Origin of the sequence: Natrinema hispanicum (genome assembly GCF_900111485.1) — an archaeon.
In the GTDB taxonomy this organism is placed as follows: Archaea; Halobacteriota; Halobacteria; order Halobacteriales; family Natrialbaceae; genus Natrinema; species Natrinema hispanicum_A.
The window spans coordinates 211903-225558 of sequence record NZ_FOIC01000004.1 but is presented as its reverse complement, the minus strand read 5'-3'; the positions used below and the strand labels follow the sequence as shown (position 1 = coordinate 225558).

Annotated in this window: 17 protein-coding genes and 2 tRNA genes; 3 read left to right on the top strand and 16 right to left on the bottom strand. The window is 64.1% G+C overall.

Annotated features, from left to right (window positions below):
• Positions 1–309 precede the first annotated feature (309 nt).
• Together trkA and BSG09_RS06065 are read left to right on the top strand one after the other, a co-directional pair.
• Complete coding sequence (gene trkA / locus BSG09_RS06070; protein ID WP_092931162.1) at positions 310–1641, top strand: Trk system potassium transporter TrkA; 1332 nt, start codon at positions 310–312, stop codon at positions 1639–1641.
• 112 nt (positions 1642–1753) lie between these two features.
• The gene (locus tag BSG09_RS06065; RefSeq protein ID WP_092931160.1) at positions 1754–3292 is read left to right on the top strand and encodes a TrkH family potassium uptake protein; all 1539 of its coding nucleotides are present in this window, start codon (positions 1754–1756) and stop codon (positions 3290–3292) included.
• A 27-nt stretch (positions 3293–3319) separates the two neighbouring features.
• On the opposite strand, the gene BSG09_RS06060 is transcribed toward BSG09_RS06065, so the two are convergent.
• Entirely contained in the window at positions 3320–4060 is a 741-nt protein-coding gene (locus tag BSG09_RS06060) for an isopentenyl phosphate kinase (protein ID WP_092931158.1), read from the bottom strand.
• A complete protein-coding gene (gene mvk / locus BSG09_RS06055; RefSeq protein WP_092931156.1) occupies positions 4057–5043 on the bottom strand; it encodes a mevalonate kinase in 987 nt (328 codons plus the stop codon). Before mvk ends, BSG09_RS06060 begins: the two co-directional genes overlap by 4 nt.
• Positions 5044–5159: 116 nt before the next feature.
• Between mvk and BSG09_RS06050 the strand changes: the two genes are divergently transcribed.
• Positions 5160–6080 (top strand): thiamine-phosphate synthase family protein, encoded by a 921-nt coding sequence (locus tag BSG09_RS06050; RefSeq protein WP_092931289.1) that lies wholly within the window; start codon positions 5160–5162, stop codon positions 6078–6080.
• 85 nt (positions 6081–6165) lie between these two features.
• Here the strand turns inward: BSG09_RS06050 and rpsB are convergent, their stop codons facing one another.
• From rpsB to moaA, 14 genes are all read right to left on the bottom strand, one after another.
• Positions 6166–6972 (bottom strand): 30S ribosomal protein S2, encoded by an 807-nt coding sequence (gene rpsB, locus BSG09_RS06045; RefSeq protein ID WP_092931154.1) that lies wholly within the window; start codon positions 6970–6972, stop codon positions 6166–6168.
• The gene (eno, locus tag BSG09_RS06040) at positions 6969–8174 is read right to left on the bottom strand and encodes a phosphopyruvate hydratase (protein ID WP_092931152.1); all 1206 of its coding nucleotides are present in this window, start codon (positions 8172–8174) and stop codon (positions 6969–6971) included. Before eno ends, rpsB begins: the two co-directional genes overlap by 4 nt.
• The gene (locus BSG09_RS06035; RefSeq protein WP_092931150.1) at positions 8171–8356 is read right to left on the bottom strand and encodes a DNA-directed RNA polymerase subunit K; all 186 of its coding nucleotides are present in this window, start codon (positions 8354–8356) and stop codon (positions 8171–8173) included. Before BSG09_RS06035 ends, eno begins: the two co-directional genes overlap by 4 nt.
• A gap of 2 nt (positions 8357–8358) precedes the next feature.
• Complete coding sequence (locus BSG09_RS06030; RefSeq protein WP_008012920.1) at positions 8359–8553, bottom strand: DNA-directed RNA polymerase subunit N; 195 nt, start codon at positions 8551–8553, stop codon at positions 8359–8361.
• A 12-nt stretch (positions 8554–8565) separates the two neighbouring features.
• Entirely contained in the window at positions 8566–8964 is a 399-nt protein-coding gene (locus BSG09_RS06025; RefSeq protein ID WP_008012916.1) for a 30S ribosomal protein S9, read from the bottom strand.
• A complete protein-coding gene (locus BSG09_RS06020) occupies positions 8958–9407 on the bottom strand; it encodes a 50S ribosomal protein L13 (RefSeq protein WP_092931148.1) in 450 nt (149 codons plus the stop codon). Before BSG09_RS06020 ends, BSG09_RS06025 begins: the two co-directional genes overlap by 7 nt.
• Positions 9404–9757: a 50S ribosomal protein L18e gene (locus BSG09_RS06015; RefSeq protein ID WP_008012913.1), complete on the bottom strand. Its 354-nt coding sequence runs from the start codon at positions 9755–9757 to the stop codon at positions 9404–9406. The genes BSG09_RS06020 and BSG09_RS06015 overlap by 4 nt, the downstream gene beginning before the upstream one ends.
• An 87-nt stretch (positions 9758–9844) precedes the next feature.
• Positions 9845–9929: transfer RNA gene (locus BSG09_RS06010), tRNA-Leu, on the bottom strand.
• A gap of 129 nt (positions 9930–10058) precedes the next feature.
• On the bottom strand, positions 10059–10808 hold the full coding sequence (locus tag BSG09_RS06005) for a DNA-directed RNA polymerase subunit D (protein ID WP_092931146.1): 750 nt from the start codon (positions 10806–10808) through the stop codon (positions 10059–10061).
• A gap of 3 nt (positions 10809–10811) precedes the next feature.
• Entirely contained in the window at positions 10812–11201 is a 390-nt protein-coding gene (locus tag BSG09_RS06000) for a 30S ribosomal protein S11 (protein ID WP_008012909.1), read from the bottom strand.
• 3 nt (positions 11202–11204) lie between these two features.
• The gene (locus BSG09_RS05995; RefSeq protein ID WP_008012907.1) at positions 11205–11726 is read right to left on the bottom strand and encodes a 30S ribosomal protein S4; all 522 of its coding nucleotides are present in this window, start codon (positions 11724–11726) and stop codon (positions 11205–11207) included.
• A complete protein-coding gene (locus BSG09_RS05990; protein ID WP_092931144.1) occupies positions 11726–12244 on the bottom strand; it encodes a 30S ribosomal protein S13 in 519 nt (172 codons plus the stop codon). Before BSG09_RS05990 ends, BSG09_RS05995 begins: the two co-directional genes overlap by 1 nt.
• Before the next feature lie 73 nt (positions 12245–12317).
• Positions 12318–12400, bottom strand: a tRNA-Ser gene (locus tag BSG09_RS05985).
• Positions 12401–12588: 188 nt separating this feature from the next.
• Positions 12589–13596: a GTP 3',8-cyclase MoaA gene (gene moaA / locus BSG09_RS05980; RefSeq protein ID WP_092931142.1), complete on the bottom strand. Its 1008-nt coding sequence runs from the start codon at positions 13594–13596 to the stop codon at positions 12589–12591.
• Positions 13597–13656 lie beyond the last annotated feature (60 nt).

The following is a 13656-nucleotide window of genomic DNA, read 5'->3' as shown; positions in this document are numbered from 1 at the left end:
CTGGTTGTTCGGCCCCGGCGTCTTGCAGCGCGTCGGCCATCCCGCTATGCGCTCGCGGAGACAACCTGTCTCCGGCCGGCCTCCGACATCGGAGGCCCCGAACGCACTTGCCCGCGGGTTTCGCTATGTGCTCGTACACGCCCAGGTCTTAAAAACACAGTGGGTTAGCTCATCGGTTCGTATCTGCCTCGGTGATGGGGTCAACATCGCCGGCCCACCGCGCCGCTCGGCCCGTCTTCGCGCATCGTAATCCATATCCCGGTCGCCCCGAAATCCGTTCCCAGTACGCATGCTTTCGGAGGGATCGTCGTGTACGTAATCATCGTCGGTGCCGGTGAAGTCGGGCGGTCGATCGCCGCGAATCTCGAGGACACCCACGACGTCGTCGTCGTCGACCGCGACAGCGACGTGACCGAGGAACTCACCTACTCGCTGGACGTCCTCACCATCCGCGGTGACGGGACCGATCTCGAGGTGTTGCGTGAGGCCGGCCTCGAGCAAGCCGGGCTCGTCATCGCCTGTACCGACAACGACGAGACCAACGCGGTCGTCTGTGGCGCGGCGAAAGCCACGGCCGAGGTCTTCACGATCGCCCGTGTTCGCCGGCGGACGTTGCTCGAGACGTGGCAGGGCTCACAGGGGGCATTTGGGGTCGACTTCATGGTCTGTACCGACCTCCTGACTGCACAGACGATCTTCCGGATTTCCGGGTTGCCGAGCGCTCACGACGTCGATACGTTCGCTGGTGGGCTCGTGCGCATGGCCGAGTTCGACATTCCAGAAGACAGCCCGATCGTCGACCGGACGGTCAGCGAGGCGGACTGCTATGACTCGCTGACCTTCGCGGCGATCTTCCGGGACGACGAGATGATCGTCACGCGGGGTGACACCGTCATCCGGGCGTGTGATCGGGTCGTCGTCATCGGCAGCCCGGACTCGATGCACGATTTCGCCGACGAGGTCGCGACGACGCCGGACGACACCGAGGAAGTCGTCATCGTCGGCGCAAGCGAGATCGGGTTTCAGGCCGCCCGCGAGTTCGAAGAACACGGCTTCCGGCCGCGATTGATCGAACAGGATCACGAGCGAGCCCGCGAGGTCGCCGAAGCGCTGCCAAATACGATGGTCATGGAAAGCGACGCGACCAACTCCGAGTTCCTCGCCCGCGAACACGTCGGCGAGGCCGACGTCGTCGTCGCGGCCTTAGACAGCGACGAGAAGAACCTGCTCGTCTCACTGCTGGCCGACAGACTCGGCGTCGATCGGACCGTCGCCATTATCGAGACGCCCGAGTACGCCGACCTCTTCGAGACCGTCGGTGTCGACGTCGCGGTCAACCCCCGCGAGGAGACCGCCGAAGAGATCATCCGCTTTACGCGAACCGATCACACCGAGAAAATCGCGATGCTCGAGCATGACCGCGCAGAGGTCATCGAGATCGAGGTCGGCCCCGATAGCGTCCTCGTCGGACAAGATATCGTCGACGCGGCGGCCGAACTGCCGGACGGCGTCGTCATCGGTGCGATTTCTCGCGGCGGTGAGCACATCACGCCGCGGGGCTCGACGGCCGTCCAGCCCGGCGATCACGTCGTCGTCTTCGTCGACGCGACCGTCCTTGACGAGGTCGTCGAACTGATATAAGGCGGCCGTCCGGGACACTGCCGACGAGAGCGGGTTACGATGGATTAATAAGTGCTAGCTGAAATGCCGTTAAATACCGTGTACAGGCGTGACCACGCGAGTGGGGTGTTCTATGCGGCTCCGAACTGACTGGCGTGCCAGCGTCGCGCTCGTCGGGACCGTGCTCAAGTATCTCGCCGTCCCGCTGGTGATTCCGGTCGTCGTGGCGCTCATTTACGGCGAGTCCGTGTTCCCGTTCGTCGCGACGATCGCGCTGACGATCGCCGTCGGCCATGGGCTCGAGCGACTCGAACTCGACCCGGACATGCAGATCCGGGAAGCGATGTTGTTCGTCGCGATTTCGTGGCTTGCCGTCGCCGCCGTCGGCGCGGTTCCGTACGTGCTTGCTGGCTGGGGCACCGAATCGACGCTTGCCGACCCAGTCAACGCACTGTTCGAGTCGATGTCCGGCTTTACGACGACCGGGGCGACCGTGCTCGGAGAAATCTCGCTGGAACAGCACTCCCACGCCGTGATGATGTGGCGACAGCTCACACAGTGGCTCGGCGGGATGGGGATCATCGTGTTGATGGTCGCGATCTTGCCGGAGGTCGCCGTCAGCGGTGCCCAACTCATCGAATCGGAAGCCCCAGGCCCAGAGCTACAGAAACTGACGCCGCGGATCGCCGAGACGGCGCGGATCCTCTGGCTCGTCTACTTCGTCTTTACCGCCGTCTATATCGCGTTGCTCTATGGCTTCCATCTCGCGGGGATGGCTCCCAACATGGGGCTGTACAACGCCATCGCCCACGGGTTCACGACGCTCCCGACGGGTGGGTTCTCGCCGGAGGCTGACAGCGTCGCGGCCTTTTCCGCGATTGTCCAGTGGACAGCAGTCCCCTTCATGATCATCGCCGGGACGAACTTTGCCCTGTTCTGGCACGTCTTCAGCGGCGAGGGCCATCGCTTCGTTCGCAACTCCGAGTTCCGCGCCTACATCGCCGCGATCGCCGGGCTGACCGTTCTCCTCGCCGGGATGCTTTATACGGGTACCGCGCCGGCACTTTCGGGACTGGGCGGGATCACTGAGGGCGTCCTCGAGAACTCGCTGCGACAGAGCGCGTTCCAGATCGCGTCGCTGTTAACATCGACCGGCTACGCGACCAGCGACTTCGTCGAGTGGACCTCGACAGGGAAGATCGTTCTCCTCTTTGCCATGCTCGTCGGTGGTTCGGCCGGCTCGACCGGCGGTGGCGTCAAGGTCGTGCGATGGCTGATCGTCTTCAAGTTCCTCCGCCGGGAACTGTTCACCGCGTCCCATCCAGAAGTCGTCCGGCCGATTCGGCTTGGCGGCAACGTCGTCGACGAGGATGCCATCCGCGGCGTCCTCGGATTCACGTTCATGTATCTGTTCATCTTCGCCGTCGCGTCGCTGTTCCTCGCACTCGATGCGAGTCGGATCGGCTACACGCTGACGCCACTCGAGGCGTTCAGCGCCAGCCTCGCGACGATTGGCAACATCGGCCCCGGGTTCGGCTCGGTCGGCCCCTACGGGAACTATCTCGCGTTCCCGGACAGCTCGAAGCTCCTCATGGTCTTTCTCATGTGGATCGGCCGCCTCGAGATCGTTCCCGTGCTCGTCTTGCTTACCGGCGGCTTCTGGACCCGCTGAAAACAGTCGTCTTGGCTTCGTTGTCGCTCAGTCGATCGTCGTCCCTGGATTCTCGCCCTCGAGGAACGCAGCCAGCGTCTCGAGTCCGAAGATCGACGCTTCTGCCTCGAGTGCTAGTAACGTCCGTACTTTGCCGGCCATGCCGCCGGTCACGTCAGTCGCGTCGCTGGCCCCGAGAACGTCGGCGACGGCGTCGAACTCGTCGATCCGGTCGATAACGGCGTCCGCGTCGTCTAACACGCCGGGGACCGTCGAACAGAGGCCGATTCGATCGGCGTCGAGAGCCGCAGCGAGTTCGGCCACGAGTTCGTCGCCACTGACAATCGTCGCACCCGCGCCCGCGTGGGCGACCACGTCACCGTGGAGGACGGGGACGAACCCCTCGCCGAGCATCGTCTCGACCTGTCCGGTCGGGAGCTCGAGCGTCCCATCACGAGCACGGTGGGCCGCCGAAAACGGGTGGACTGGCACTGCCTGCACGTCGCGCTCGAGCAGCCGACGCAGGACGAACTGATTCAAGGTCTTCATCGCGCCGTGGATGGCGAGCGCTGCGTCCGCGTCGTGGGTTCCCGCGGTCGTGCTGACGCCGTGTTCGCTGGCGTTGTGGTGGCCGAAACTGCCGCCACCGTGGACGATGACGAGATCCTCGCGTCCCGCCTCGAGCGCCGCTGCGATCGCGTCGGCAGCCCGCTCGAGTGCGTCGCCGTCGAGCGTTTCCGGGCGGTCCTTCTCGGTGATGACGCTGCCGCCGAGTTTCAGGACGATCATTCGAGTCGCTTCACCCCGTCCTCGGCGAGTTCGGCGCGGAAGGTGTCTTCACAGCCCGGTGTAAAGGATAGCGCCGTCTCGGTTTCGGGCGTCGGATCCAGCGCGACGATACAGCCACCGCCGCCGGCACCAGTGAGCTTCGCGCCGTGTGCGCCCGCGTCGCGGGCTGCCCAGACCATCGTATCCAGCGACCGCGAAGAGACACCGAGCGCCGACAACAGGCCATGATTGAAGTCCATGAGCCGGCCGAGCTCCGCGATGTCGCCGTCGGCCAGCGCCTGTTCACCGTTGCGGACGATGTCGCCGATCGCCTCGACCGTGTCGGCTGCGAAGTCGTACTCGTCTCGGAGTTCGCGGACGCCAGCGACCAACTGTCCGGTATCGCCGGCCCCACCGTCGAAGCCGATCACGATCGGCAGATCGGGGGCCTCGAGCGACCGACAGTCGTCGCCCTCGACGCGGACCGCGCCGCCGGTCGCCGAACAGAAGGTGTCTGCCCGCGAGGCCTGTCCGTCCTGCACCTGATATTCGGTCTGGTAGGCCCGCTCGGCGAGTTCATCGGGCTCGAGCGTGACGCCGAGTTCGCGTGCGGCAGCGTCGATGGCCGCGACGACGACCGCGGCCGAGGAGCCAAGGCCTGCGCCCAGCGGAATGTCGCTTTCGATCGTCACGTCGAAGCCGACATCGTCCTCGCCGGTCACGTCGCGAACCTGCGCGATTGCCTCGTCGACGTAGCCCATCGCAGCGCTGATCAGCGACTCCGAGACGTCGACGTCCGGGCCGTTCCCCGGCGTGCCGTCGTATTCGACAGTAAAGCCGTTCAGACTGAGATCCTCGGCATGGACGCGGAGTTTACCGTCGTCGCGTCGCTGTACCTCCACCCGCGCTCGCCGCTCGATCGCACACGGGACGGCGGGCTCGCCGTAGACGACCGCGTGCTCCCCGAACAAATACACCTTGCCGGGAGCGCTCGAGAGTGTCATGCCCGGCGATTCGCACGACGACGGTTAATAGCTATCTTTGTCTCGGCGCTTGCAGTCGGCGCGGTGGCGACCAGAACGCAGGCGGACTTATGACGGTGGGGCCGTACGACGGTCGTATGACACTCGTCTTGCCGAGCGAACTCGTCGTCGATCGGTTCCTGCCGACCGTGCGGGCAATGTTGGCGACGCGACTCGCCGACCGTGGGCTGACTCAGAAAGAAATCGCCGCCGAACTCGGCGTGACTCAGGCTGCGGTCAGCAAGTACGTCGGCGGCGAGGGTGGCGGCGACGATCGCTTTCGCGACGACCCCGAAACCGTCGCAACTGTCGACCGGATCGCCGATGGCCTCGCAAGCGGCGAACTGGACGGCTACGACGCACTCGCCGAACTCCTCGCGTTGATCCGCAACCTCGAGGATCGTGGCCCGATCTGTGAACTCCACGAGGAAGCGATGCCGGAGTTACAGGGACTGGGCTGTGATCTCTGCGTTCGGGGGCTCGATCCCGACGTGCGTGCCGAACGCGATGTGCTTTCGAACGTCCGGACTGCCGCGCGGACGCTCGCTGCGATCCCTGGCATGGCCGACTCGATTCCGAACGTCGGGACCAACGTCGGCATGGGGCTTCCCGACCCAGCCGACGAGACCGACATCGCTGCGATCCCTGGCCGGATCTACGCTATGGGCGGCCGGATCGAGATTCCGGCCAATCCCGAGTTCGGAGCCTCGAAACACGTTGCGACGGCGATCATCGCCGCCAACACGGTCGACTCGAGTATCCGCGGTGCGACCAATGTCGCCACCGACGACGACCTGCTCGAAGCCGCCACGGAACTGGGCATCGAGCCACTCGAGTTCGACGCCACCTACGAGGACCGCGGCAAACACCTCAGACGCCGCTTCGAAGAGCGTGGGTCGGTTCCCCGCGTTGCCTACCACCGCGGCGCGTTCGGGATCGAACCCGCGACCTACGTCTTCGGGGCGACGGCCGTCGATGCCGCCGAACTGGTCGAACAGTTGCTCGCGGACGGGTCGTAATCACGCAGTCTGAGTGCCGCTGCTGGTCGTGCTACTCGCGGTGTAAGCTGCGGTGAGAAAACGAACAGCGCCGATACCGAACGCCTTAGACCGTGCTCTCGAAGTCCTCGAGCGAGTAGGACGGCTCTGCGCCGCGGCGGTCGAGGACCTCGTTGGCCAGCAGCCAGTAGACGACCGAGAGGGCCTTGCGACCCTTGTTGTTCGTCGGGACGACGAGGTCGACGTTGCTGAGCTGGTTGTTCGAGTCACACATCGCGATGACCGGGATGCCGACCGTGATGGCCTCTTTGACGGCCTGGGCGTCGCCGATCGGGTCAGTGACGACGAGCACGTCCGGCTCGATGTAGCCGTCGTACTTCGGGTTGGTCAGCGTGCCCGGGATGAAGCGACCGGTGCGGGCGCGAGCGCCGACGGCCTCGGCGAACTTCTCGGCTGGGAAGCGACCGTACTGGCGCGAGGACGTGACCAGGATCTGTTCGGGGTCGTAGTTGGCGAGGAAGTCCGCGGCCGTGCGGATCCGGCCGTCGGTCTTCGAGACGTCCAGCACGTAGAGACCGTCGGTTCGGACGCGGTGGATGAACCGCTCCATGTCGGCGGTCTTCTGCTGGGTCCCGATGTGGACGCCAGCGCCGAGGTAGTCCTCGACGGGGATCAGCAGGTCCGCTTCCTCGTCGGACATGACGTCGTCGTCGAGGGTTGGACCGGCGTCCTCCTCGGCGGCGTCGTCGGCTTCTTCGGCCTCGGCCGCGGGGGCTCCCTCGGCGTCGGCGGGCTGTTCGGCTGCAGACTCGACATCCTCCTCGGCGGCGGGGCCAGCCCCTTCGGCTGGCTCCTCGTCGATTTCCTCCTCGGCGGCGTCGAGCCCTTCTTGGGTTGCGTCGTTGTCTGTCATGTCGCGTCGTCTGCGATTCGAATGAGCTCGTTTAGCTTTGCAGTTCGCTCGCCGCCGACGGCACCCGTCTTGATGTAGGGGGCGTCGGTCGCGACGGCGAGGTGTGCGATCGTCGCGTCTTCGGTCTCGCCCGACCGGTGAGAGACGACCGAGTCGTAGCCGTTCTCGGTTGCGAGTTCGATCGCGTCGAAGGCGTCCGAAAGCGTCCCGATCTGGTTTGGCTTGATCAGGATGCTGTTGGCCGCGTCACGATCGATGCCCTCGACGAGACGGTCGGTGTTCGTGACGAACAGGTCGTCACCGCAGATCAGCGTCTGATCGCCGACTTCGTCGGTGAGGTCGGCGAAGGCGTCGTAATCGTCCTCGTCGAGCGGATCCTCGACATAGACGAGGTCGTACTCCTCGACGAGATCGGCGATGTATGCGATCTGCTCGTCGGTGTCGCGGCTCTGGTCGCTGTACTCGTAGGTGCCAGAATCGGCGTCGTACAGCTCTGCACCGGCGACGTCGAGGCCGAATTTGATCTCGAAGCCGACCTCGTCTTCGACCATCGAAACCGCCTCGTCGACGATTTCGAACGCGTCGCCGTCGTCGATCGACGGTGCCCACGCGCCCTCGTCGCCCTTGCCACAGGGGACGCCACGTTCGGACAGCAGATCAGAGACGGCAGCGTGGACGGCCGCGTTGGCAAAGACGGCGTCTTCGACGCTCGGTGCGCCGACGGGTGCCGCCAAGAACTCCTGAATGTCGGTTGCGTCGGCAGCGTGTTCGCCACCGCCGACGACGTTACCGAGCGGAATCGGGAAGTTGTTGCCGCGGAACGTCCCACCGAGGTGCTGGAACAGCGGAGCACCGAGCACGTCGGCACCGGCCTTTGCGGCAGCCATCGAGATGGCGACCGCGCTGTTGGCACCGATCTCCGAAAAGTCGTCGGTACCATCAGCAGCGTGCAATGCGGCGTCGACGTCACGCTGGTTGCCCGCGTAGACCTCGCCGACGAGCCGCGGCACGGCGTGTTCTCGAGCCGCAGCGATCGCCTCGGACGGCGGCCGCTCGACGGCTTCGTACTCGCCAGTGCTGGCACCGCTCGGTGCTGCAGCACGGCCGAAGCCGCCGCTTTCGGTCACGACGTCGGCTTCGACCGTCGGGTTGCCTCGCGAGTCGAGGATGCGTCGCAGTCGGATATCTGTGATGAGTGTCATTTGCGATCGTACCCCCGCTTGACGGTAAACGGCAACACGCCGGCGTCGTACTCCTCGGCGGCGATGAGGATCGGTTGCGTCTGGTCGGTTTCGATCAACACCGGCGCGCCATACGAGACCTGCAGCGCTCGTGCACCGAGGATGCGTGCTTTCTCGTAGCGGTTGTGCTGTTGTTGTTGCATTGTTACTGGTACGGGGAGACGATGTCGACCAGGTCTTTGTGACTGACGAGCATCCGCCGACAGCAGTAGCGGTCGACGCCGAGCTCGTCGAGGACCTTTTCGGGGTCCTCGTCGCCCTCGTTGGCTCGTTCGTCGAACTCCTCCCAGTGTTCGCCGACGACGTTACCACAGGTGAAACACCGGACCGGTACCATCATGCGTTGATCACCTTAGCGGTAGGACTTCTGGTAGCGCGCCCGAGCGCCCGGGCCGCCCCATTTCTTGGGTTCGGACTGGCGAACGTCGTTGACCAGCAGCGATCGGTCGAACTCCATGAACGCGTCGCGGAGTTCGGCGTCGTTGGTGTGCTGGACGATGCCGCGTGCGATGGCGGTGCGGACGGCGTCTGCCTGACCACTGATGCCGCCTCCCTCGACGCGGACATCGATGTCCATCTCACTGCGCAGGTCCTCGCCGACGATGCGGAACGGCTCGAGCATCTTGAGCCGGGACATCTCGGGTTCGACCAGTTCGACGGGCTGGGAGTTGATTCGAACGCGACCCTCGCCCTCGTGGACTGTCGCTCGCGCGACGGCCGTCTTTTTCTTGCCACTCGTGTTGGTTACCATGTGACGTTAGCACCTAACTGTTCGGACACTTCGTGTAGGTGGACGAAGCGGATGTTCGATAGGCGATCCAGCGACGTTCCCTCGAGCACTTCCGAGTCCCGCTCGTCGTCGTCCTCGTAGGGGTTGCCGACGTAGACGCGGACGCTGTCGAGCGCTTCGCGGCCGCGTGGTTTCTTGTACGGCAGCATGCCGCGGACGGACCGCTTGAAGATCGTGTCCGGTCGTCGCGGATAGTACGGCCCGCTGTCGGAGCCGAGCTGCAGTCGCGTGCGGTACGTCTCGAAGATGTCTTCTTTGTCGCCGGTGATGACTGCTTCTTCGGCGTTGACGATCGCGACGCGCTCGCCGTCCAGCGCGCGCTGGGCGACTTCGCTGGCGACACGACCGAGGATGCAGTCACTGGCATCGACGACGAGATCGGCGTCGAACTCTGCGAGACTCATCGAATCACCCGGACGTCGGAGCCTTCTGGGTTCTCTTCGAGCGCTTGCTCGAGCGGTACCGGTTCGCCGACCTGTTCGATCTTCGTCTCTGCGGACGAAGAGAAGTTGACGGCGGCGACGGTGACGTTTTTCTGTAGTGCGCCGGAACCCAGCACCTTGCCGGGAACGACGACAGTCTCTTCTTCGCGTGCGTACCGCTCGATGCGGCCCAGGTTCACCTCAGCGTGGGTGCGCCGGGGCTTCTCGAGTCGATCCGCAACGTCTCGCCAGACGTCGGCGTCCGCTTCGCGGGACGTCGACTTCAGCTCGGCGATGAGATCGGTGAGCCTCGGATTAGTCTTGCTACTCATTGGTTTCCTCCAAATACTGCAACTGTTGGCACGTCGACGAGACACGAGCGTGTCTTGTCGACGGTGGAATCGATTCGTGAGAAGTGATGCAGGGAGCAGGATTTGAACCTGCGGACTCCTACGAGACAGCGCCCTGAACGCTGCGCCGTTGGCCTGACTTGGCTATCCCTGCTCGCACTTCCACGTATCCGTCGCCCCTTCAAACCCCTTTCGATTCCAGTGGACGAGCGCTCGCCGATCTCGTCGCTCACGGCGTCGGCGAACGGCGCGTCCTGATCGGGTCGGGGGCGTCGGTTCATATCTATAGCTGTACTGCGTCTTCGAGTTCGGTCGCGCGTGCCGCGATCGTCTCTGCAGCTCGCGTGACCAGCTCTTCGACGGTAAAGGAGCCGTCCGTCTCCACGTGGAAGACGAAGGCGTTGGGCACGTCCTCGACCCGGACCTGCTTGCCCGGGTATCGGTTCGAGAGGTCGTGATCAAACTCGCTTGTGGAAACGAGTTCGCCGTCGTCTTCGATCACACCGCGGATGATCCGGCGTTCCTGTTCTTCGAACTCAGGGAGATCACCGTCGACCTCCACGCGCTGGAGGTGTCGGTAGCCGACCGCGACCCCGCCCTGATGTTTGGCGTGGTCTTTCCCGCGGTCTAAAACGGCGTCGGCCTCGGCCTCGAGGCGTTGGTCGTCTTTGAGTTCGATGATCGGAACGTTCTCGTCCGCGGGCTGGACGAGCTCGTCGCTCGAGACGAGATCGCCGGAGTAGGCGGTGGCCGGCCCTTCGACGTCGATCGAGAGCGTGACGGTATCGTCCTCGGTGAACTCGCCGACAGGTGGCGTCGTCAATGGGACGAGCCCGAGCCGTAAGGCGAGTTGCTCGTCGAACATCACCGACGAGTTCTCGACGAACCGGACGGTGTCGATCGCCATCGTGGGGACGTCGGCGACCATTGCGCGACGAATGCCGTTTGCGAACGCGGGCGTCACGCCCCGAACGAGGAATCGTGCCTCACGATCCTCGCGTTCGACGAACTCGACGTCGTACTCCTCTGTCATGATCTAGTAGCCGCCCTTGCCTTTGGGTGCGCGCGATCCGTCGTGGGGGATCGGCGTGACATCCTCGATGCGCCCGATTTCGATGCCCGAGCGCGCGAGCGCGCGGATCGTCGCCTGCGCACCGGGACCGGGGGACTTCTGGAGGTTGCCGCCGGGGCCACGCACGCGAACGTGCAGGCCCGTGATGCCGGCCGCTTTGACCTCTTCGGCGATGGACTCGGCCATCTGCATGGCCGCGTACGGCGATGCCTCGTCGCGGTTCTGTTTGACCGCCGTCCCACCGGAGGACTTGGCGATCGTCTCCGCGCCCGTGAGGTCGGTCACGGTCATGACGGTGTTGTTAAACGATGCGTGCACGTGGGCGATGCCCCACTTGTCGTCGTCCTGGCTCATGGTTTACTGACCCTCCGCGCGTTCGGGGTGAAGTTCGTCCGCGAGTGGACTGTTCTCGTCGAAGGCCACCAGGTCCTCCTCGTCAACGTCGACGACGTAGGATGGGACGCTGTGGCGCTGGCCGTCGACCACAACGTGACCGTGGCTGATGAACTGCCGAGCCTGCTGGGTCGTGTTCGCCAGTCCGGATCGGTAGACGACCGTCTGCAGTCGGCGCTCGAGGACATCTTCGATCTCGAGCGACAGGACGTCGCCGAGTTCGTCGGTCTCGTCGAGGATGCCGACGCGCTTGAGCCGACCGAGGAACTCCTCGGAGCGGCGGATGACGGTTTCGTCGCCTTGGGCCTGGCCGAGCAGGTCGCGGGCCTCGCGCCGGTAGGAGCGAAGCTCGGACTGGGCGCGCCAGAGTTCTTCCTTGTTCTTGAGGCCGTAGCGGTCGACAAGGGAGTGTTCGGAGGCGATGCGTTCACCCTGGTAGGGGTGATTCGGCGTCTCGTACTGCTTGGTGTCGGTGCCGAGTGGCATTATTCGCCCTCACCCTCTTCGCCGCCTTCGGCCTGTTCTTCGCGGATCTCTTCGACGTTGACTCCGATGGTGCCCTCCGTACGACCGGTGGACTTGGTGCGCTGCCCGCGGACCTTCTGGCCGCGCTTGTGGCGAACGCCCTTGTAGGAGTCGATCATCTTCATCCGGTTGATGTCGTGCTGTCGAGTCAACTGAAGATCGTTGCCGATCTCGTGGGTCGTCTCGCCGGTGTAGAAGTCCGACTGGCGGTTGTTGAGCCAGTCCGGGACTTCGTTGGCGTAGTTTTCGACGACCTCGACGACCGCGTCGATGACGTCGTCGTCGAGTCGGCCGAACGTCGCCGTTCGGTCGACGCCCGCTTCCTCGGCGATGAGTCGGGCGGTCCGGCGACCGATCCCGTTCATCTCCGTGAGCGAGCGCTCGACGGACTTCGTCCCATCGAGGTCGGTTTGCCCGATGCGGACGAAGTAGCGGAGATCTTCGTCGTCTTCTTGTTCTTGAGGTTCTTCCGCGCTCATGATGTCGTGTATCTGTCTCTAGTCTGCGTGCGGTGCAAATCGACTGGCGGGAAAACGCCAGCGAAGGATCCGACGTTGTGGCGGGGATTCGAACCCCGGAGGCTTGACGCCACATGGTTAGCAACCATGCGCCTTGGGCCGCTTGGCTACCACAACACGGTCGGTCTATCATCGCCCTCTCGGACTCGGGGATCGCTCCCCTACACGTATTGCACTCGCTCCTACCCCCGTCGAATACTTAAGGGCAACGAAAGACGGCGGCCGATCGTGTGACTCGCTTCCAGAATATACCGCGCTCGAGTCGATATCCACCCACGCAGGGGGCCACCGCTTGAACCCGACGGTCAGACCTCGGCGTACTCGTCGATATACTTCTCGTTTAGCTCCCACTCCCCCTCGTCGTTTCGAATCATGTACTCACCGTAGTAGGGCACCCGGTTGGCGACGACGTCGCGGAACGCCTCGCGGATCTCGGGTTTGCTCATCTCGCCCATCGATTTGAGGTCGTCGTTACGGTTGAGACAGCCCTTCAGATAGCCCTCGTGGGTGACCCGGACCCGATGGCAGTTCGCACAGAACGTCGGGTTCTCGACGGGATCAACGATCTCGACCATCCCACCACCGGATCGCGAACCGTCGTCGGGTCGCTCACTGCTGTTGACCCAGTACCGTTTCCGGTCGTGCATCTCCCGATGCTCGATCTCGTCGGCCTGCTCGGCCAGCCAGCTGTGGACCCGCTCGATCTCGATGTTCCACTCCGGCTTGCCGGTCAGTTCGGGCATGTATTCGATCAATTGTAACTGGAGCCCGTCGTTTTCGGCGACGTGGTCGACCATCTCCGGGACGTAGCCCGCCGTATGCTCGAAGACGACCATATTGAGTTTGACCGGGTCGAGCCCTGCGGAAAGCGCTGCCTCGACGCCTTCGATGACCTTCTCGTAGGCCCCGCTTTTCGTGATCTCGGCGAAGTCAGCCGGATCGAGCGCGTCTTGGGAGACGTTGACCCGTTCTAAGCCGGCGTCTGCGAGGCCCTCGGCGCGGCCGGGAAGAAAGGAGCCATTCGTGGTCAGCGAAACCTCCATTTCGTCGGGCGTGCGTGCGATAATCTCCTCTAAGTCCTGTCGAAGTAGCGGTTCGCCGCCGGTGAACTTGACTGCCTCGACGTCGAACTCGGCAACGACCTCGAGAAAGCGGACGACGTCGTCGGCGCTCATCTCGTTGTCCGCCGGCTCCATCGGCCCACGGGTGTCGCCTAATCCTTCGTTGTGACAGTAGACACAGTCGAAATTACACCGATCGGTGAGGGAGACACGGACGCCAGTTACCTCCCGCCCGAATTCGTCGGTGAGCATGCTACTCGTTTACATCCGAATCTGCTTAAGTGCGCCGGCATATTTGGGGTCTCGTAACCG